The organism is Chryseobacterium sp. C3 (assembly GCF_014218905.1).
Taxonomy (GTDB): Bacteria; Bacteroidota; Bacteroidia; order Flavobacteriales; family Weeksellaceae; genus Chryseobacterium; species Chryseobacterium mucoviscidosis.
Window position 1 is genome coordinate 201,373 of the sequence record NZ_JACLCU010000002.1, and the last position, 18,092, is coordinate 219,464.

An 18,092-nucleotide genomic window follows, 5' to 3' on the forward strand; every position below is an offset into this window, starting at 1 on the left:
TTAAAATATACTTCTATGAAACATCAACACACTTACGATGAGCAAGGTAACCAGCTTTGCTGTACGCCTCAGGAAGGCAAGATTTATAAGGATGCAGGAGCCAAAAAACTCATTGTTGAGGATAATGGCTGTTGTTCAACAAATGTAAAGAAAGAAGTACAGCATCATTCCGATGACGATGGACATAACCACGATCATGACAATAGTGATAAGAGTACTTTTCAGATGTTCCTTCCCGCAATAGTTTCATTGTTATTGCTTCTGTTGGGAATTGCGTTAGATAATTATTTTAAACCAGACTGGTTTAAAGATTGGATTCGTATTGTTTGGTATGCAGCAGCTTATGCCCCTGTCGGGCTTCCTGTTTTAAAAGAAGCTTTTGAAAGCATTAAGGATGGTGATGTTTTCTCTGAATTCTTTTTGATGAGTATCGCAACTATAGGAGCTTTTATAATTGGTGAATATCCTGAAGGTGTAGCTGTTATGTTATTTTATGCTGTAGGGGAAGTTTTTCAAACACTAGCAGTAACAAGAGCAAAAAGTAATATTAAAGCTCTTCTTGATCAAAGACCGGATGAGGTGACAATTATTGAAAATAACGAAACAAAAACTATTAAAGCTTCCAATGCAGAGATAGGGCAAACCATACAGTTAAAACCTGGAGAAAAACTTGCTTTGGATGGAGAGCTTATTTCAGATTCAGCATCTTTTAATACGGCAGCACTAACCGGCGAAAGTAAACCTGATACAAAAAATAAAGGAGAGACTGTTCTTGCAGGGATGATTAATATGAATAGTGTTGCTTTGGTAAAAATCAATACAGCTTATGAGGACAGTAAACTCAGTAAGATTTTAGAATTGGTTCAAAATGCGACTGCGCAGAAGGCACCTACGGAGCTGTTTATAAGAAGATTTGCAAGAGTTTATACTCCGATTGTTGTTGTGTTAGCAGTACTGATATGTCTTATTCCATATTTTTTTGTCGATAATTATATTTTTAGAGATTGGTTATACAGAGCTTTGATCTTTCTGGTAATTTCTTGTCCTTGTGCTTTAGTCATTTCAATTCCTTTAGGGTATTTTGGAGGTATTGGTGCAGCAAGTCGAAACGGAATTTTATTTAAAGGCAGTAATTTTCTAGATAAGATTGCCGAAATAAAAAATGTTGTGATGGATAAAACCGGTACTATGACGGAAGGAGTATTTAAAGTTCAGGAAGTCGATATTAAATCAGAATTTGATAAAAATGAAATCCTTAAGATGGTTAATGTTGTAGAGAGCAAGAGTACCCATCCTGTGGCAACTGCTATCCACGAATATGTTGGCGATTTGGATACATCAATTAATGTTGAGAATTCTGAGGAAATTGCAGGTCATGGTCTTAAAGCTGTAATCAACGGTAAGGATATACTCGTAGGGAATTTCAAGCTTATGGATAAGTTCAATATTCAATATGATGTTGATCCTTCAAAAATTGTTTACACCGTTATTGCAATTGCTTATGATAAAAAATTTGCAGGCTACATAACTATCGCTGATAGTATTAAAGACGATGCTAAAAAAACTTTAGAACTGTTACATAATTTAAATGTAAAGGCAACAATGCTTAGTGGTGACAAAACAAGCGTTGTAAAATATGTCGCAGAACAAATAGGAATTGACAACGCTTTCGGTGACCTTCTTCCTGAGGATAAAGTGAACAAGGTGAAAGAAATAAAATCCAAAAATGAGAGCGTTGCATTTGTTGGTGACGGTGTTAATGATGCCCCAGTGGTTGCTTTAAGTGATGTCGGTATTGCCATGGGCGGCTTAGGGAGTGATGCGACCATTGAGACTGCTGATGTCGTGATTCAAGATGATAAACCTTCAAAAATACCAATGGCTATTAACATTGGCAAAAAAACTAAAAGAATTGTCTGGCAGAACATCATTTTAGCATTTGTGGTCAAAGCAATTGTTTTAATTCTTGGAGCCGGAGGATTGGCAACAATGTGGGAAGCTGTTTTTGCAGATGTAGGTGTTGCATTGATTGCAATTCTAAATGCTGTACGCATCCAACGAATGAATTTCAAATAAAAATAACATAGCATTCTAATTTCACTAATCACTTAAGAAAAGTTCCAACAAATATCAATTAAAATAAAGTTCTCAAACCGAGAACAGGTTGTTTATTGAAAATATTCAACAAAACTATTTACTCTAATTTTTCAATTAATGCAATGATAATCAATATTATAAATAAGATTCCAGTTCTTTTTTTTATGCTAGTATGCAATTTGGCTTTAGCACAGGATAGCTTAACAGTAAGTGAAAAAATTGGGGATACGATTGCTGTCCAAAAACCTGAAAATAATTTTAGTTATAAGAGACTTATAGCCCCTACAAGTTTAATATCCATAGGAGCGATGAGTTTCGCTATTCCTAAAATGAAAGAATTTGATGCAGGAGTACGAAAAGAAGTAAAAGACCATAATCTTCATAATTCTACATTGGATAATTATACCCAATTCATACCTGCCGTGATGGTTTATGGATTTAATATTTCAGGTTTGAAAGGCAAGCATAATTTAAGAGAAAGAACAATTATTCTTGCAACATCGCAGCTAATATCGACAGCAATCGTAATACCTTCAAAATATTTAATTGGAGAAGAACGCCCAGATAAATCCAACAATATGTCTTTTCCGTCTGGGCATGCAGCAATTGCTTTTTCAACAGCGCAGTTTATGTATAGAGAATATAGAGACAGTAATTATTGGCTCAGTTTATCAGGATATCCATTTGCAATATTCACAAGTGTTTACAGAGTTATTAATAACAAACACTGGGTAACAGATGTAGTAGCGGGCGCTGGGGTAGGAATACTTTCAACCGAATTAGCTTATTGGCTATTTCCGAAAATCAATATGTTTTTATCAGCTAATAAAAACAAAAAATCTGTCTCTATGCTTGCCCCTCTTTATCAAAAGAATGGTCATAGCAATACTTTTGGGATTAATTATCAGATAACCTTCTAATTTAGAACATGGGATTTAAACGACGTTTTAGAAGAAAAATTATTCGAAGAGGTAAGCACAGGCTTACTTCTCAAGATCTTTTTTTTATTGTTGGCTGGCTTCTTTTTATGCTCCTTTTGGTAATTCATCAGGTATACAATTTTAATATCAAATATGTTAAGATTCATTCGCATCCTTCGGAAAAAACACACACTCATAATGACGGAAAATGACAAATTATCAACAAATTTTTTAAACCATAATATTAACCCTTTATTTAAATCAAAATGAAAAAACTTGTACTAACTCTTTTGGTAAGCCTTGTATTAAATTCTGTTTATGGACAGGCTCCGTCAAACTATTATGATGGCACTGCGGGATTATCAGGAGCTTCTTTAAAGTCAAAGTTGAAAACTATCATTACCAACGGCCACCAAGATAATGGCTATGGCAATTTGCTGACAGCTTTTCAAAGCACAGATAGGGATTATTTCTACGAAAATGATGGAACTGTAATGGATATGTATTCTGAAAATCCGACAGGAACAGATCCATATATTTATAATCATGGAGTCAAACAATGTGGAAATTATAGTGTTGAAGGAGACTGTTACAACCGAGAACATGTCGTACCGCAAAGTTTATTTAATCAGAATTTACCGATGAGATCTGATGTCCATTTTGTTACACCTACTGACGGAAAAGTCAACGGAATGCGATCAAATTATCCTTTTGGAAAAGTAGGATCAACCTCATTTACATCACTAAACGGTTCTAAACTGGGAAGTTCAGTATCTGCAGGTTATGCGGGGACTGTTTTTGAACCAATTGATGAGTTTAAAGGTGATATTGCCAGAATGATATTATATTTTGTAACCAGATACGAGACGCAGCTATCAGGTTTCAGCAGCGGAAACATATTAGGTAGTACAGCCTACCCTGGCTTACAGACATGGGAATTAAAACAATTACTCGAGTGGAATAATTTAGATCCTGTTTCTCCTTTTGAGATAGCAAGAAATAATGCGGCATTCACTTACCAAGGTAATAGAAATCCATACATCGATCGTCCTGAGTTCGTCGCTTTAATTTGGGGTGCTTATATGGGAGTTGCAGATGTAGATTTGTCAAAAAGTCTTGTGATCGTTCCTAATCCCGTAAAAGATAATAAGATTTATGTGTTAGGCGGAAAAAATCTAGGACAATATAAAATTGCTTTGATTTATAATATGACTGGTCAATTAGTACAGACAATTGAAAATCCATTTCAAAAAGATAATACAATTATTCTTACAGATCTTCCTAAGGGTATTTATATTTTGAAAACTGGCGATCTGAATACAAAGTTTATTATAAAATAAATCAATAAAAAAGATTATTTATAAAATACTGTTCTAAGTCAAAAAAATTATAATATTGGTTAGATTGTAAATTATAATATCTCCCATTAGTTGAGAAGGTTTTTATGTGTAAATATTTAATACATAAATAAAGAATAACTTTTTTGTACCATATTTGTACCATAAAAATATAACTATTTGATTTATAGTAGTTATTATATTAGAAGAAGTAAAATAATTATTTAAAAACAAAATAATTTAAAACCGCCTTAAACGAATGTTCAGGGCGGTTTTTTATTACATGCCGAATCCAATTCTGGATGCTATCTGTTATATTTTTTTCAATTATTTTAATGAGTAAGGCATATTGGCATTGATACTGAACCCAGATTCTGTTTTGGAAATTGAGAATTTACCATTAAGATTTTCAATAGTTTCTTTTAGCGTTTGAAGTCCTATTCCTTGTTTGCGCTTATCTGAAAAAAACTTCTTTTTACCATCATCTTTTACTTCTATGTAGATGAAATTTTCATCATTATTTATTTTGATGAATACATTTTGGGCGGTAGAATACTTTATAATATTTGTGCAACCTTCTTTAATCATCATTAGAATAGAAACTTTTGTTTCCGGAAATAGTTCTATTTGAGGATTAAGATCAAATTGGGTTTGAAGATTAATAATTTTTGAATTCACGAAAATTAATTGAATACTTTTTTCTAATTCTTCTAAAAAATCACTATTACGACAGCTTTCATAGATTTTGTGACTCTCATTACGGATGATTGCGTAAATTTTTTGCAATTCTTTTTCCAAAGACTCCCATAATTTTAGTGCTTTTACATCAGGTTCCAGCTTTCGTTTTACTTTTAGAAAATTAGCCGTTGCTATTAACGAAGATCCAATATCTGTATGTAGTTGCAAAGAAAATGTCTTCTTTAATTCATTAACAGCCGCTTGTTTTGCATAATGAATTTTATGAATTTCGTTTTCTGTGATATTTTTAAGATGTTGAGCTAATTTTTGAGATTGTCTTTTCTTCTTTCGAATATAGAAAAATATGAAGACTGTACTTATCAAAATCAGATTCCACAAGAAGATAAGAGTAATGGTTAAATTCTTTTTTTTTACATTTAATTCTGCAATCTGTTCATTCTTTTTAGAGATATTGTATTTTTTCTCCAGTTCTCTGAATTGTACATTTAGTTTTTCATTTCTGTCTTGCTTTATAATCTCAATTTCTTTTACTTTTATACGATAAGCTTCCCGAAAATTATTACGGTCTTTTTCATATTCTGAGACGACTTTGTAATACTGAGCCAAATTGTTTTTAAAGTTGCTGTCTACTGAAATAATATCTTTAAAAGGTTTTGATTCCTCTATTTCAGATTTTAGATTAGGGATTAAAACGTATTTTTTCCGTTTAATAAGAATCATTACTTTTATCATTTTAGCAAAAACATAATCCTCTGTGATAATGAATCTTCCTTCTTTTTTTTGCTTTAGTGATTTTTCAATAAATCTTTCTGCATTTTGATAATCCTCTTTTAGATATTCTGAGTAGGCTTGTGCAAAATAAGTTCTAAGCATATTGGCTTCTTTGTAATGTAAACTTTCTATTTCTTTTGTATTGGAATCAATGATGCTTAAGTATTTTAGCTTTTCTTCTTTTTTTAAATTATCATTGTTTAGTACCAGATCTAATACTGAATTGGAAATATTATTTAAGATAGTTTCGTGATAATTTGGAATTTTACCTTTATAGCTTGATTTTTTATAAAAAGCAATCGCTTTTTGATAGGATTTTACAGATTCTTTAAAAAGTTTAGCCTGATAAAATATATTGCCTTCTAATGCATAGTAATTCAGACTGGCGCTTTCTTTTTTTTCTTTCATCACTACTTTTTTCAGCTTATAAAGAATAGTACTTATACTTTTTAAATCTTGCGTTTTTTTACATAAAGAATTAGCATACTGCATAAGAGCATTAGAATAATAGGTATCCCAGTCATCGGTCTTGTTATTTACCATCTGTTCTGTGCTTTTTTCGTACAAGGATATAATTTCTTTGTTGTATTTATCTTGCATTCTTTCATTCTGTACAAAATCATAGCAATCTGCAAGAGTACTGAGAATGATAATTTTATTTAGGTTATCAGTATTTTTATATTGTTCTTTGGTTTTAAATTTTTCTAATTGATTTATCACCTTCAGTAATTCAGGTTTGGTCATCTTATCAATTTTTTCACTTTGTTTAAAAGATTTTACATCCTCAACAGATCCAAAATTCTGAGAAAAGAAGTGACCGAAAAAAAAGAGATAAAGGAAAAAAAAATAGTTTTTCATCATAAAAATAGACATTAAATTACAAACCGAAATCTCCCAATTTAGCCAAAAGCTCAGTGACAAATTTTACACCCGCTTTTTGCATAATATTTCTTCTGTGTGTTATAACTGTATTTTCGCTCAGGCTTAGAATTTTTGCTTTGTCTTTGATTGATTTTCCCTGTTTAATAAGTTCGATGATTTCCAGTTCTCTCTGGCTGAAAATATTATTTTCTTTTAACAGTAAATATTGCATAACATCCGATTCCAAGTTTTTGCAGACATATTTTTTATTATTGTTTATGTAATTGATACATTTATAAATTTCATCTTGGGATGCAGATTTGGATAAAAAGCCGTCTGCACTATTAAGCAATAATCTTGCAATCAAATTTGAGCTGTTTATACTACTGAGTACTACAATCTTTATAAATTCATTTTCTTTTTTCCATTGATTAATAATATGGAAGATATCCAGTCCCGGTATTAGGTAATCTGTAAAAATCAAATCAATTTTTTGTCTTTCCATACATGCATTCACTTCTTCTATGCTTGTACATCCGAATACTTCATGCTGAACAGAAAAATTACTTTCCAAAAGGATTTTAAAAGATTGCACAAATAAGGTGTGGTCGTCAAATAATAAAATCTTCATAATATGTAAAAAATGTTATACAACAGAACTCTACAAAGCTAAAGTTTAAACATTTAAAGTAGAGTAATTACTATTAGTGATATAAAACTAATTAATATTAGTTAAAAAAAATAATCAATATTGATTGTTGACAACTTTTTTCTAAATCTATTACTTTGTTCTTTACAAAAACACAAATGATAGACCTTATATGATTCTAAATAATTAACGAAATGATGAAAAGTAAAACCGGATTAATCTATTATCCGGTTTTATAAGTAATCATTTGATATTTAGAATATTTCTATGCCACCATTGCCACATTTATTACGATAAGAAAGGTCAACCTTTTTTAGCATAACCTTTTAAAATATTTAGAGAAATGAAAAAAATTAGAGTACTACAGTTATCTTTACTACTTAGTGGTATAAAATTGTTTAGTCAGGCTGGAAATATAGGGGTTAATACTTCTTTTCCACAGGCAACATTTGATATTAGAGGGAAAAATGATATAGGTACTTCAGGGGTAGCAGTACCGGGAGCTGTAAGTGCCAATGATGGTATCTTAGTTCCGAGAGTAAACTCTCTGGCTATCGATGGAAGCATCAATGGACAATTAGTATATTTAGTAGCAGATGCAGGAGCATTCACAAAAGGATTCCACTATTGGAACGGAACCGTATGGACTCCTATACTCATTCCTGCAAGGGCAGATACAACAGCTGATGCATGGATAAATAACAGCGGTGCTACCCCGCCTAGAATAGAGTTGGGAACCAATGCAGACGGAACAACAACCAGAGCAGCTTTTAGTGAGTTTGTTATGACTGATGCAGGTAATGTAGGAATAGGAACTACGACTCCGAATAGTCAATTAGATGTCCGTACTAATTTTTCTAATGCAGATGTAGCAAGAATTGGAAGTTCTATACAAAGAATAGCCTTTGGAGTATCAGCAACGAATAATGGTCCCTACATTACTACGAATAACGGTACTAATGCATCTTTGCGTTTAGGTGTTAATGGTTTGGAGCATATGAGAATTGATGCCAACACAGCCACTTTAGGTAATGTAGGAATAGGAGTAGGAAACGCTGCAGTTAATAATGCATTACAGATACACAGACTTGGCATTACAGATACTTATGAACAATTCACAAACGGACAGGTAGGAGCACTTGCTACAGATGGTTTAAAGATTGGTGTTTCTTCTACTGGAGCTGCTTCAATTCAGAATTTAGAATCTACCTCTTTATCTTTACATACTAACGCAACGGAGCGGATTACTATTTTAGCGAACGGAAATGTAGGAGTTAATGAAACCAATCCTATTCATAGATTAATGATAAACGGAGGAATTGCATTGGGGAATGGAGCCTTTTCAGTAGATCCTACCTATGCTGATGATAATAACTACATTACTTTTAAAGATGCTACAGGCGCTTCTTCAGAAGATTTTATAGGATATAAAGATAATACCTTTCATTTTCGAGATAATCCAGGTGGTGCAGATGCATCCCAACCTAATGTGGTTGCCTGGGGTAGATTTGGTTTAGGTACCAATGATTTTTCTTCGTTGGGAAGTGATAACGGTTTAGTGATTGCAAACTCGGGAGGAACCGCAATAGCTATTAGAAATGGAGGGGACTTAGATATTTATTCTCCAGACAACACCCAATCTGCGAGAATTGTTGTGGATAATGCCTCTTCCAATACTCTTACAATTTCCAGTAATGGTAAAACTTTTAGCTTCAATGGAACAGGAGGATCTGTAAATTCTGATAAAAGACTGAAACAGGATATTGTAAAAGAAGAAAATAGCCTTTCTAAAATTTTGCAATTAACCGGATATTCTTACAGATTTAAAAAAAATGCCAGCGATCCACGCAAAGAATATGGAGTAATAGCACAAGAAGTACTTAACGTTTTACCTGATGCCGTATTTACAGATAAGGATGGTTATTACTCAGTAAGCTATTCCTCTTTAATTCCAATCTTAATTAACGCAATAAAAGAACAGCAAATACAAATTGACGAACTCAAAGAACTCGCTAAAAAGCATAAATAGAAACAAATATAAAAAACAAGAATGAAAAAATTAAAATTACTTCCATTATCATTATTTTTTATTGGTATAAAAACGTTGAGCCAGGTTGGAAATGTTGGTATTAATACTTCTTCTCCACAGGCAACATTAGATATAAGAGGAAAGAATGATACAGGCTCTTTAGGGAATTCGATACCAGGAGCAGTAAGTGCAAACGATGGTATTTTGGTTCCAAGAGTAAACTCTTTGGCTACCAGCGGAAGTACCAACGGACAATTAGTATATCTGATAGCAGATGCAGGAACTTTTACAAAAGGATTTCATTATTGGAATGGGAACGCCTGGACAAAATTGGGAGCTACCAATATTTATGAGAATAATGGTACGATAGGATCTGGAAGAACTGTGGGTATTACCGATAATGTAAACTTTGATACTAACACTTTTGTGATTAATGGTACAAATAATAATATAGGTATAGGTACAAATGCGCCAAATACAAATTCTATCTTAGATATGTCATCTTCAGATAAAGGAATTCTTATTCCCAGAGTTAATTTAACTTCAAGCACACAAGATTTGAATGGAGATGGAGATAATAGTGTTGCCAACCAACCAGAAGGATTGCTGGTTTTTAATTCTGGAAGCACATTAGAAAAAGGATATTATTTTTGGAATGGAACAGAGTGGAGAAATATAAAGAATTCCTCATCAGTGGCTCCAGGCATATCATCAATAAATTGTCTTAGTACTGTGCTTTCTCCTAAAACTTATGTAGCAGGCTCTCCTTACATTGGTTCCATGTCAGTTGCATACACAGGAGGTAATGGAGCATCATATGGAAGTGGGACTCCAATATCTTCAACAGGAGTCACTGGCTTAACAGCAACACTGAGAGCAGGTACATTAGCCGTTGGAGATGGAATGTTGATTTATGATATTACAGGTACTCCAAGTGGCTCCTCTCCATCTACAGCTAGCTTTGATATTCCGGGTATATTTGGTGCTTCAGGGTGTACCGCAGTAGTTGGAGCCGGTAATACTTTTTCTATTGGCGAAACACAGTCTTTTGCAGCTACTGTTAATGCGACATCCTTTTTCACAAATTCCCCTACAAATGCAAGAAAAAAAGCTACAAATGCCACCGGATCAACAATTAATGTCTCTGAGCAAGTTTCATACGATTTTCAATCATCTGCCGTACAATCAAAATATATTGTTATAAATGGCTTAAGATTAGACTTTATGGAAACACCTTTTACTGCTGGTTCTATTGCTCCTGTTTTGTTTAATACGAAAAGTACATCGGTCACATTTTCTATATCTGCTTTGTCCACAAATGATCAATTTGTTGCTGGTGCTAACAGTGTTTTGCCAGCAGATACATATTCTTATAGGGTGGATGGGAATGATAGTTTTTCCGTGCAGTCCGGAGCAGGTGGTAATAATGAGTATGTAAACGCGATGTTAACTTTTTCAACAGGTGAATGGTATCAGATAACTTATTTTGCTACAAGAGATGCTACTAATATTTATTTTTATTTCACGGCTCAAAGGCTGAACTAATTTTACATTATTTATTTTAATTTTTCTATAGACAGAAATATCAATACTAGCGTAATATATAATTGAAAGTGCATCATAGAAATTTAAAAGTATATGAATTTTAAAGATATTCACATAGGAAATCTCATCGCAAAAAAGGCAGCTGAAAGCAAAATAGAAATACTGCGTATCTGTAATTTTTTAGATTGTTCAGAAGACGAAATTCAGAAAATGTATCAGTCCAAAAGTCTGGGATCTGAAATTATTTTGAAGTGGAGTAAGCTTCTGGAATACGATTTTTTTAGGCTCTATTCACAGCATTTAATTCTATATGCTCCCCCATGCAGAGAAAATAGAATTATAAAGCCTAAAAATACTGTACTTCCGCAATTTAGAAAAAACATATATACTAAAGAAATTATAGAATTTATATTAGAGCTGATTGAGAATAATAGGAAAACGAAACATCAGGTTATAGAAGAATATAAAATTCCTAAAACAACCTTATATAAATGGATTACAAAATATAAAAAATAGAAATGACACGACCTGATTTTAAAAAAATTTATTATGATATGATCGAAATGAAATATCAGAATCAAAAAAGTGAAAAATGTACGCGTATTTTACAGAAAAAATGGTTGTCAGTATTAGATATTATTGAACTTAATCGGCTTATTGTTGGGTTTAGTGATAAAGAAGTAAACTCATTCAACCAAAAGCACAAATCTTATGATGTTGATACTATATTAGAAATTCTTCGTTACCAAAGAGAAAATAATTTGAATAACACACAATTAGCCAACTACTTTAAATTGAGTCGAAATACAGTTTCAAAGTGGAAAAAGCATTACTGTAAATAATAGTAATTGTTTATATGATTAATTTATTAATTGTGTAATGTTTGATGAGTGAAAAATCAGGCAAGATCCCCGAGCGGAAGCTTGGGGATTTTTTTGATTTCGGAAAATTATTTTTTGAAATCAATTTTTTTAATTTCCTTTAAAAAATATTTTACATTTTCTATTTTTAATTTCTTATACCCTTCATCCTCAATACTTTTCAGTTGAGCTTTAGTAAAATTATCTGTTTTTTCTTTTGAAATAGAATCTCGAATGGAAATAATTTCCTTTGCTGCATACATTTCATCCATCAAATGCGTCGCAATATTATCTTTTTTTCCGACACAGCCGTTTACATATTTCATCATTACAGGATGATCGTTATAATATTGATAGATTTCAAGAAATCGTTTATCATTTCTTTTAAAAAGTTCTTTCCCTGAGTACAATTTTAAAGAATTGCTTCCGTTCTTCGCCAGATAAAAAAGCTCATTATTGGTAGCAGTTTTCGCTAATTTTCTGAAATCATCATACAGTTTACTCCTTTCACCACCAATTCCGATATGTGAAGATTCTGCATACTGTATTGTATCTAAAGGTTTGGCTAACATTTTTACTTTTTCAGAAATCTGCGCTTCACAAAAGATAACTGTAAAAAGTAGGAAGATTGTACTGTTCCACTTCATTTAAAATATTTGTTTACAAAAATAAAAGAATTGGAGGTAATTTAATTTTTTGCCTGAATATTTTAAAGCACAGAGAAAATGTTTACATTCGTAGAAATTAAATCAGATCCAAAATGAAAATTTCTAAAATCCTCTTATTTTTAGGCTTATTATTATTCCAGTTACATTTTGCTCAGGAAAAAGCGGATGTTGTTTTAAACAAAGCGCTTACCGAGGCTAAATCCAAAAATAAAAATGTTTTGCTGATGTTTCACGCTTCATGGTGCAAATGGTGCCACGTTATGGAAAAGAATATGAATCTACCCGAAACAAAACCGATTTTTGATAAAAAATTTGTTACCACTTATGTTGATGTTCAGGAAATGGGCGAAAAGAAAAAACTTGAAAATCCCGGGGGAGAAGCATTGATGGAAAAGTACAAAGGCAAAGACGCGGGGCTTCCGTTTTGGCTCGTTTTGAATCCGAAAGGGGAAGTGCTTGCAGATTCTTTCAACGATAAAAACGAAAATCTGGGCTGTCCTTCAACTGCTGAAGAAGTAGATGTTTTTGTAGCCAAACTGAAGAAGTCTTCAAAAATGAACGACAATGAACTTCAAACAGTAAAACAGACTTTTTTAAAGAAGAATTAAAAAGTTTCGGCGAAGCCAAAGGCTTCGCCGAAACTGTGTTTAAAAATTAATTTATTTCCCAAAAAAGATCTTGTCCTGCTTTCGCTGATCGTTGTAGATCACCTGAAAAGTGACGGGCATATATTGGTAAAGAAGTTTCCAGTGGGAAATCTTAGCGTGCTTTTTAAAGCTTTCAAAAGACCGCACAAAAAGATTTTCAATCATATCTTTCACATAAGAATCTCCTCCTTTATAGATCATTTCCATCAGTTTGATGTGATGGGCAATAATATTCACTTTAGATTCGTGAAGAAGCTTTTTAAGATAATTAATGGTTGCCTGCATAATCCCGGCAAAATTATCCTGTATAGACAATTGGGTAATTTCTGTGCGAAGGGGTGGATAGAAAAATTTTAAATACTCACTCGCTATTTTTTGATCAATAGTTGGCATCTGTACATTCATCATAATTAATATTTTTCGTAACACTTTCTATTGCGGCGAAAACTGTACCAAAGTTTACAGAATGGCTGCAAAAACAAAAACTCCTACGATCACAGCGATGTGCGTTGCCAGAATTTCAATATTATGTCTGTTGGTGGTGGTTTGGAGCGTTTTCCAGTCGGAAATTCTTCTTATTTTAGATTTCATAAACAGTTGATTTTTAATGAGGTTGTATGTTCTGAATTTTCGTGCTTTTGTAATAAAATCTGCAAAAAATGTAATGAACTTAAATGCTATGATTGTAAATTTGTCTGGAATAGACCGTCTGAAGATCCTTGGAAATATGACTAAAGATCATTTTTCGGTATTCCTCACTGCAGAAAGCAGTAGAATTGTCCAGTGAATAAATAAACGTATGTTCCACAGCGTTTTTAAGTACGGCATCTCCGTTTCTGTAAATCTCATCCATCTTTTTCAGACATAGAAACAGAATATTCCGGTCATTTTGCTTAATTCTGTCTTTAATATTGTCTGTAAACGTCTGAATGACACTGTAGGAATTTTGTTTTCTGTTCTGTCTCAGCTCATTTTCAATCTCGGGAATCACTTCTTTGATTTCCTGTGCGGCTTCTAAATAGTTCATATTATTGTTGATTAAGTTCTAAAATTTTAATAAATGCCCCGAAAGTAAAAACAGCCAAAAAGGCAACAATCAGAAGATGATACGGTTTCAGCCATTTCGGAGTTTGCGGTCCTCTGCTTTTTAATCTTCTCAGCTTATCTATTCTGTTCAAAGTTTTTAAGTCCATATTCTTATGTTTTGAGAATGATGCTGCCAAAGAAATGCCTTTGAATTTTAATTTAAATTAAAGTGTTGATTATTAATGTTTTGTTTATTTGTTTTGATTTTAAAAATCCTTCAAAATCTTATCATAATGATAGCATATTTATCATTATGGAAATCCTCGTGATTGTCTGATTTAATTAATATCTTTGCAGTCCAAAAATATTCAGGAAATGTTTTCAAAAATCGTAGTACACAGAGTCGGAAATAAAATCAACGGAGAATCTTTAACGCTTTCTCAGGAAGAATTACAGTTGGAAGAAGGAATGGCGGAACTGCTGGAAAATTACTTCTTAGGTTCCTTTAAATCAGAAGAAACCTTCCATTTTTACAGCGATTCTTATCTCGTAAATAATCCCGTTTACAGTTCTGTTTCCGAAATTTTTGATGACAAGTCGAAATTCCTTTGGGAATCTGAAAACATCGCCAAACATCTTTTTGAAGCCGCTGAAAACCCAAGAGTTCAGGGCGGAGAATTGTTCATTGTATATTTCGAGGACGAAAGAGAAGGAACCGAAAGAGTAGACAAGATCGGAATTTTTAAGACCGAAAAAAGAGAATCTTTCCTTAAAATTTCTCCTAATGAAGAAACATTCGATATCGAAAAGGATCAGGGAATCGGGTTGTCTAAAATAGATAAAGCGGCTTTAATCTATAACAACGATAAAGAAACAGGATACGTTCTTTCAGTTGTAGACAACAACAAAAATGGAGATATGTATTACTGGTTCGAAGATTTTTTAAAGGTAAAACAACGAGACGACGAATATTTTCATACGCAGGAAGCTTTAATGGTGTATAAAGATTACATCACAAAGCAATTGCCTCAGGAATTTGAAGTTTCCAAAGCAGATCAGGCAGATTTTTTAAATAAATCAATCAATTTTTTCAAAGAAAAGGAAGAGTTTAAACTGGATGAGTTTGCTGACGAAGTTTTGGGCGACGAACATGTCATAGAAAGTTTCAACAACTTTAAAACCGATTACGAACAGGATATGCAGATTAACATTGCGGAAGAATTTCCCATTAGCGAAGCCGCGGTAAAGAAAACGCAGAGACATTTTAAAAGCATTATTAAATTAGACAAAAACTTCCATATCTACATTCACGGCGACAGACAGAAACTCGCTCAGGGAGAAGATGAAAACGGAAAATATTATATGCTTTATTTCGAAAAAGAAGTATAACTACAGGAATTTATTTTCAACGAACTGAAATTTCGCAGGAGTAGAAAAGCCTCAATAATTTAAACATATCCCTGATTTTAAATATTTATAATCGAGGATATGTTTTTTTTTCTGTAAAAATAAAAGTGTTTTGATGTGTTTTTTAGGTGAATTTTCCGGATTTATACTAATTGGGAGAATTTATAACGATTTATGGTTAAATTTAGTTAACGATAATTATGATAATGTTGGTTTTAAATTTTCTTTATATCCGATGAACAGAGAAAAATATTCTTTAAAACCCATATTCTGCTGAAATTTTATAACTTTTTGTGGTATGCGTTTATAGAGAAAAAATCCGATTAGATAAAAAAAGTCGTATATTTGATAGGTCAAAATATTATATGAATTTTGTTGAGTGTCATGAGGAGCCTATCCATATTCCGGGCTACATACAAAGTTTTGGTTATCTGATTGGCATTGATGCAGGGTCTCATTCCATAGCTTTTTTTAGTAAGAATATTGAGGATATATTTAATATCGAAAACGCAAATGTGCTTTTTGATAAGAAGCTTACGGACTTTCCGGAAAGCTTTAAAAGCATTATAGAATCTGAGATATACAACTCTTTAGCCGACTTTACCAGAAGAGAAAACGAAACATATTTTGACAAGATCTTTATTGATGGTATAGAGTACCATTTCTCCGTTTTCAGAAGCAAAGGGAAAATTTTCCTTGAATTTGAAAAAGTGATCATTAATCCCAACAAAAGAATTTCCAATAAATACGATAATTTTTACATCATTGATGATGAACAGGAAATTTGGGATCAGCTTTTAAATACCCTCTCAAAAATCGTGAATTACGACCGAATGATGGTTTACAAATTCATGATGGACGGCTCCGGAAAAGTAATCGCTGAGAAAAGAGATGAAAACATAGAGAGCTATCTCGGTCTTCATTATCCGGAATCCGACATTCCGAGACAGGCAAGAGAACTTTATCTTAAAAAAAGAAAAAGAATTTTCAGCAACGTTCATTCGGAGACCATTCCTATATACAGTAAATCTGATGAAATAATAGATCTTACTTATTCGGGATCACGCGGAATGTCACCTATTCATGCGCAGTACATTAAAAATTCAGGGGCGTCTTCCAGTTTCAGTATATCTATTATTATTGATGATTATCTTTGGGGACTGGTTACCTGCCAGAATTCCGAACCGAAACACATTGATCTTGAAGACCGTGTTCAGGCAGGAATTTTTACGGCTTTGGCGTCCAATGCCTACTCGTCATTCAGATCAAAAAAAGAACTGGAATACCGGCTGTATCTTAATGAAAAATGTTCCCGCTTAAAAGAAGAATTCTTAAAATACAACAATCTTTTTGATTCTTTAATCGAGAATAAATCTGAAATAAAAGATCTTCCCGAAGCAGACGGACTGGCAATTGTAGCAGATGAAAAAATCGTTACGGATGGAGAAACGCCCGATGAGAGTATTATTGAAAATCTCATACAGTGGGCGCACAAAAATATAGACGAAAATATCTATCTCAGCAGAAGTTTTCTGAAAGACCATGGAGAAGAGATCGGTCTTGACGAAAAATGTGCAGGAGTGGCTTTTTATTTTATTGAAAAATCTAAAAATAATCTGCTGATCTGGTTCCGTAAAGAATTTGATGAACACATCGACTGGGCAGGAAATCCTGAAAAGAAAATAGATGTGATTGTGAAAAACGGAGAACAGACACAGGTAGTTTCTCCAAGAACGTCTTTCCAGATCTTTACCGAGGACATCAAAGGAAATTCTAAAAGATGGAATTCCAGAAACGTTGCCGCATTACAGGCAGTTCGTGATCTGATCCTTGAAACATCCCATAAAAATTATATCACCATAAAAAGGCTTAATGATGAGCTTAAAAAGGTGAATGAGGAGCTTGACAGTTTCTCTTATACGATTTCACACGATCTGGGAACTCCGCTTACAGTAATGAAACTGAACGCCCAAATGCTTCTGAAAAGTCTTACGGACGGCTCAGACAAAAGCAGAAATAAGATCAATTCCATTATCGAGGAAATCGACAATATGGCGGAAATGATGCATGATGTACTCCAGTTAAGCCGTGCAAAACACAGCGAAATAGAACTCGAAAGGTTACAGACGGCACAAACCATCGCGAAGATCTCTGAAAATGCTAAAATAACATTTGATACTTCAGAAAGCGAAGTGGTCATTAATGATTGTCCCGATGTTCTTGCCGATAAAACAATGCTTCATCAGGTATTCTTAAACATTATCAATAATGCGATTAAATATTCTTCTCATCAGGAAAAACCGAAAGTAATTATCGGCGGAACGGAAGAAGAAGACACGGTAGTCTACAGAATTACAGACAACGGAATCGGAATTCCAGAAGAAAATAAGCATAAAATGTTTAAAATTTTCAACAGGATGGATAATGCGAAGAAGTTTAAAGGAAACGGAGTAGGACTATCCATCGTACACAGAATTATGCAGAGACTTGGCGGAAATGTAGACTATGAAAGCAGTAAAAACGGGACTACTTTTATCCTCACCTTTAAAAAACCTTAATTAAAAATTTACTTTAAA

General features: G+C 33.0%; 17 protein-coding genes. 10 read left to right on the plus strand and 7 right to left on the minus strand.

The window, feature by feature from the left end; all coding sequences use genetic code 11:
• The first annotated feature begins 15 nt into the window (after positions 1-15).
• The 3 genes from H6W53_RS04705 to H6W53_RS04715 all read left to right on the plus strand — a co-directional run bounded on the left by H6W53_RS04705 (position 16) and on the right by H6W53_RS04715 (position 4,357).
• Positions 16-2,076 carry a heavy metal translocating P-type ATPase gene (locus H6W53_RS04705; protein WP_002977380.1) on the plus strand — a complete coding sequence of 687 codons (2,061 nt, stop codon included), beginning with the start codon at positions 16-18 and terminating at the stop codon, positions 2,074-2,076.
• A gap of 200 nt (positions 2,077-2,276) precedes the next feature.
• Positions 2,277-3,017: a phosphatase PAP2 family protein gene (locus H6W53_RS04710; protein WP_228457505.1), complete on the plus strand. Its 741-nt coding sequence runs from the start codon at positions 2,277-2,279 to the stop codon at positions 3,015-3,017.
• Between the two features lie 266 nt (positions 3,018-3,283).
• On the plus strand, positions 3,284-4,357 hold the full coding sequence (locus H6W53_RS04715) for an endonuclease (RefSeq protein ID WP_002977387.1): 1,074 nt from the start codon (positions 3,284-3,286) through the stop codon (positions 4,355-4,357).
• A 324-nt stretch (positions 4,358-4,681) separates the two neighbouring features.
• Here H6W53_RS04715 and H6W53_RS04720 read toward each other — a convergent pair whose 3' ends face one another.
• Together H6W53_RS04720 and H6W53_RS04725 are read right to left on the minus strand one after the other, a co-directional pair.
• Positions 4,682-6,685, minus strand: coding sequence for a sensor histidine kinase (locus H6W53_RS04720; RefSeq protein WP_185205017.1), 2,004 nt, complete (start codon positions 6,683-6,685; stop codon positions 4,682-4,684).
• Between the two features lie 16 nt (positions 6,686-6,701).
• Positions 6,702-7,316: a response regulator gene (locus H6W53_RS04725; protein WP_185205018.1), complete on the minus strand. Its 615-nt coding sequence runs from the start codon at positions 7,314-7,316 to the stop codon at positions 6,702-6,704.
• 412 nt (positions 7,317-7,728) lie between these two features.
• Here H6W53_RS04725 and H6W53_RS04730 point away from each other — a divergent pair, with 412 nt between their 5' ends.
• From H6W53_RS04730 to H6W53_RS04745, 4 genes are all read left to right on the plus strand, one after another.
• Entirely contained in the window at positions 7,729-9,363 is a 1,635-nt protein-coding gene (locus tag H6W53_RS04730) for a tail fiber domain-containing protein (protein WP_185205019.1), read from the plus strand.
• A gap of 21 nt (positions 9,364-9,384) precedes the next feature.
• Positions 9,385-10,908: a hypothetical protein gene (locus H6W53_RS04735; protein ID WP_185205020.1), complete on the plus strand. Its 1,524-nt coding sequence runs from the start codon at positions 9,385-9,387 to the stop codon at positions 10,906-10,908.
• A gap of 93 nt (positions 10,909-11,001) precedes the next feature.
• Positions 11,002-11,424, plus strand: a complete 423-nt coding sequence (locus H6W53_RS04740; RefSeq protein ID WP_185205021.1) for a transposase — start codon at positions 11,002-11,004, stop codon at positions 11,422-11,424.
• 2 nt (positions 11,425-11,426) lie between these two features.
• Positions 11,427-11,750, plus strand: coding sequence for a helix-turn-helix domain-containing protein (locus H6W53_RS04745; protein ID WP_185205022.1), 324 nt, complete (start codon positions 11,427-11,429; stop codon positions 11,748-11,750).
• Positions 11,751-11,857: 107 nt separating this feature from the next.
• Here H6W53_RS04745 and H6W53_RS04750 read toward each other — a convergent pair whose 3' ends face one another.
• Positions 11,858-12,415: a hypothetical protein gene (locus tag H6W53_RS04750; protein WP_185205023.1), complete on the minus strand. Its 558-nt coding sequence runs from the start codon at positions 12,413-12,415 to the stop codon at positions 11,858-11,860.
• 113 nt (positions 12,416-12,528) lie between these two features.
• On the opposite strand from H6W53_RS04750, the gene H6W53_RS04755 reads away from it, so the two are divergent.
• Entirely contained in the window at positions 12,529-13,044 is a 516-nt protein-coding gene (locus tag H6W53_RS04755; RefSeq protein ID WP_185205024.1) for a thioredoxin family protein, read from the plus strand.
• A gap of 51 nt (positions 13,045-13,095) precedes the next feature.
• Here H6W53_RS04755 and H6W53_RS04760 read toward each other — a convergent pair whose 3' ends face one another.
• The 4 genes from H6W53_RS04760 to H6W53_RS04770 all read right to left on the minus strand — a co-directional run bounded on the left by H6W53_RS04760 (position 13,096) and on the right by H6W53_RS04770 (position 14,276).
• On the minus strand, positions 13,096-13,491 hold the full coding sequence (locus H6W53_RS04760; protein WP_087709157.1) for a hypothetical protein: 396 nt from the start codon (positions 13,489-13,491) through the stop codon (positions 13,096-13,098).
• Positions 13,492-13,542: 51 nt separating this feature from the next.
• Entirely contained in the window at positions 13,543-13,674 is a 132-nt protein-coding gene (locus H6W53_RS21620) for a hypothetical protein (RefSeq protein ID WP_256041157.1), read from the minus strand.
• 79 nt (positions 13,675-13,753) lie between these two features.
• Positions 13,754-14,110, minus strand: a complete 357-nt coding sequence (locus tag H6W53_RS04765) for a hypothetical protein (RefSeq protein WP_185205025.1) — start codon at positions 14,108-14,110, stop codon at positions 13,754-13,756.
• A 1-nt stretch (position 14,111) separates the two neighbouring features.
• A complete protein-coding gene (locus H6W53_RS04770) occupies positions 14,112-14,276 on the minus strand; it encodes a hypothetical protein (protein WP_165762972.1) in 165 nt (54 codons plus the stop codon).
• 208 nt (positions 14,277-14,484) lie between these two features.
• On the opposite strand from H6W53_RS04770, the gene H6W53_RS04775 reads away from it, so the two are divergent.
• Both H6W53_RS04775 and H6W53_RS04780 read left to right on the plus strand, forming a co-directional pair.
• Positions 14,485-15,498, plus strand: a complete 1,014-nt coding sequence (locus H6W53_RS04775; protein ID WP_185205026.1) for a nucleoid-associated protein — start codon at positions 14,485-14,487, stop codon at positions 15,496-15,498.
• Between the two features lie 383 nt (positions 15,499-15,881).
• A complete protein-coding gene (locus H6W53_RS04780) occupies positions 15,882-18,074 on the plus strand; it encodes an ATP-binding protein (RefSeq protein ID WP_185205027.1) in 2,193 nt (730 codons plus the stop codon).
• Positions 18,075-18,092 lie beyond the last annotated feature (18 nt).

Bases quoted from the DNA above. Each gene is read 5' to 3' on its own strand.
- H6W53_RS04705 (WP_002977380.1), top strand. From the start codon at position 16: ATGAAACATCAACACACTTACGATGAGCAAGGTAACCAGCTTTGCTGT.
- H6W53_RS04715 (WP_002977387.1), top strand. From the start codon at position 3,284: ATGAAAAAACTTGTACTAACTCTTTTGGTAAGCCTTGTATTAAATTCT.
- H6W53_RS04720 (WP_185205017.1), bottom strand. From the start codon at position 6,685: ATGATGAAAAACTATTTTTTTTTCCTTTATCTCTTTTTTTTCGGTCAC.
- H6W53_RS04725 (WP_185205018.1), bottom strand. From the start codon at position 7,316: ATGAAGATTTTATTATTTGACGACCACACCTTATTTGTGCAATCTTTT.
- H6W53_RS04735 (WP_185205020.1), top strand. From the start codon at position 9,385: ATGAAAAAATTAAAATTACTTCCATTATCATTATTTTTTATTGGTATA.
- H6W53_RS04740 (WP_185205021.1), top strand. From the start codon at position 11,002: ATGAATTTTAAAGATATTCACATAGGAAATCTCATCGCAAAAAAGGCA.
- H6W53_RS04745 (WP_185205022.1), top strand. From the start codon at position 11,427: ATGACACGACCTGATTTTAAAAAAATTTATTATGATATGATCGAAATG.
- H6W53_RS04750 (WP_185205023.1), bottom strand. From the start codon at position 12,415: ATGAAGTGGAACAGTACAATCTTCCTACTTTTTACAGTTATCTTTTGT.
- H6W53_RS04755 (WP_185205024.1), top strand. From the start codon at position 12,529: ATGAAAATTTCTAAAATCCTCTTATTTTTAGGCTTATTATTATTCCAG.
- H6W53_RS04760 (WP_087709157.1), bottom strand. From the start codon at position 13,491: ATGATGAATGTACAGATGCCAACTATTGATCAAAAAATAGCGAGTGAG.
- H6W53_RS21620 (WP_256041157.1), bottom strand. From the start codon at position 13,674: ATGAAATCTAAAATAAGAAGAATTTCCGACTGGAAAACGCTCCAAACC.
- H6W53_RS04765 (WP_185205025.1), bottom strand. From the start codon at position 14,110: ATGAACTATTTAGAAGCCGCACAGGAAATCAAAGAAGTGATTCCCGAG.
- H6W53_RS04770 (WP_165762972.1), bottom strand. From the start codon at position 14,276: ATGGACTTAAAAACTTTGAACAGAATAGATAAGCTGAGAAGATTAAAA.
- H6W53_RS04775 (WP_185205026.1), top strand. From the start codon at position 14,485: ATGTTTTCAAAAATCGTAGTACACAGAGTCGGAAATAAAATCAACGGA.
- H6W53_RS04780 (WP_185205027.1), top strand. From the start codon at position 15,882: ATGAATTTTGTTGAGTGTCATGAGGAGCCTATCCATATTCCGGGCTAC.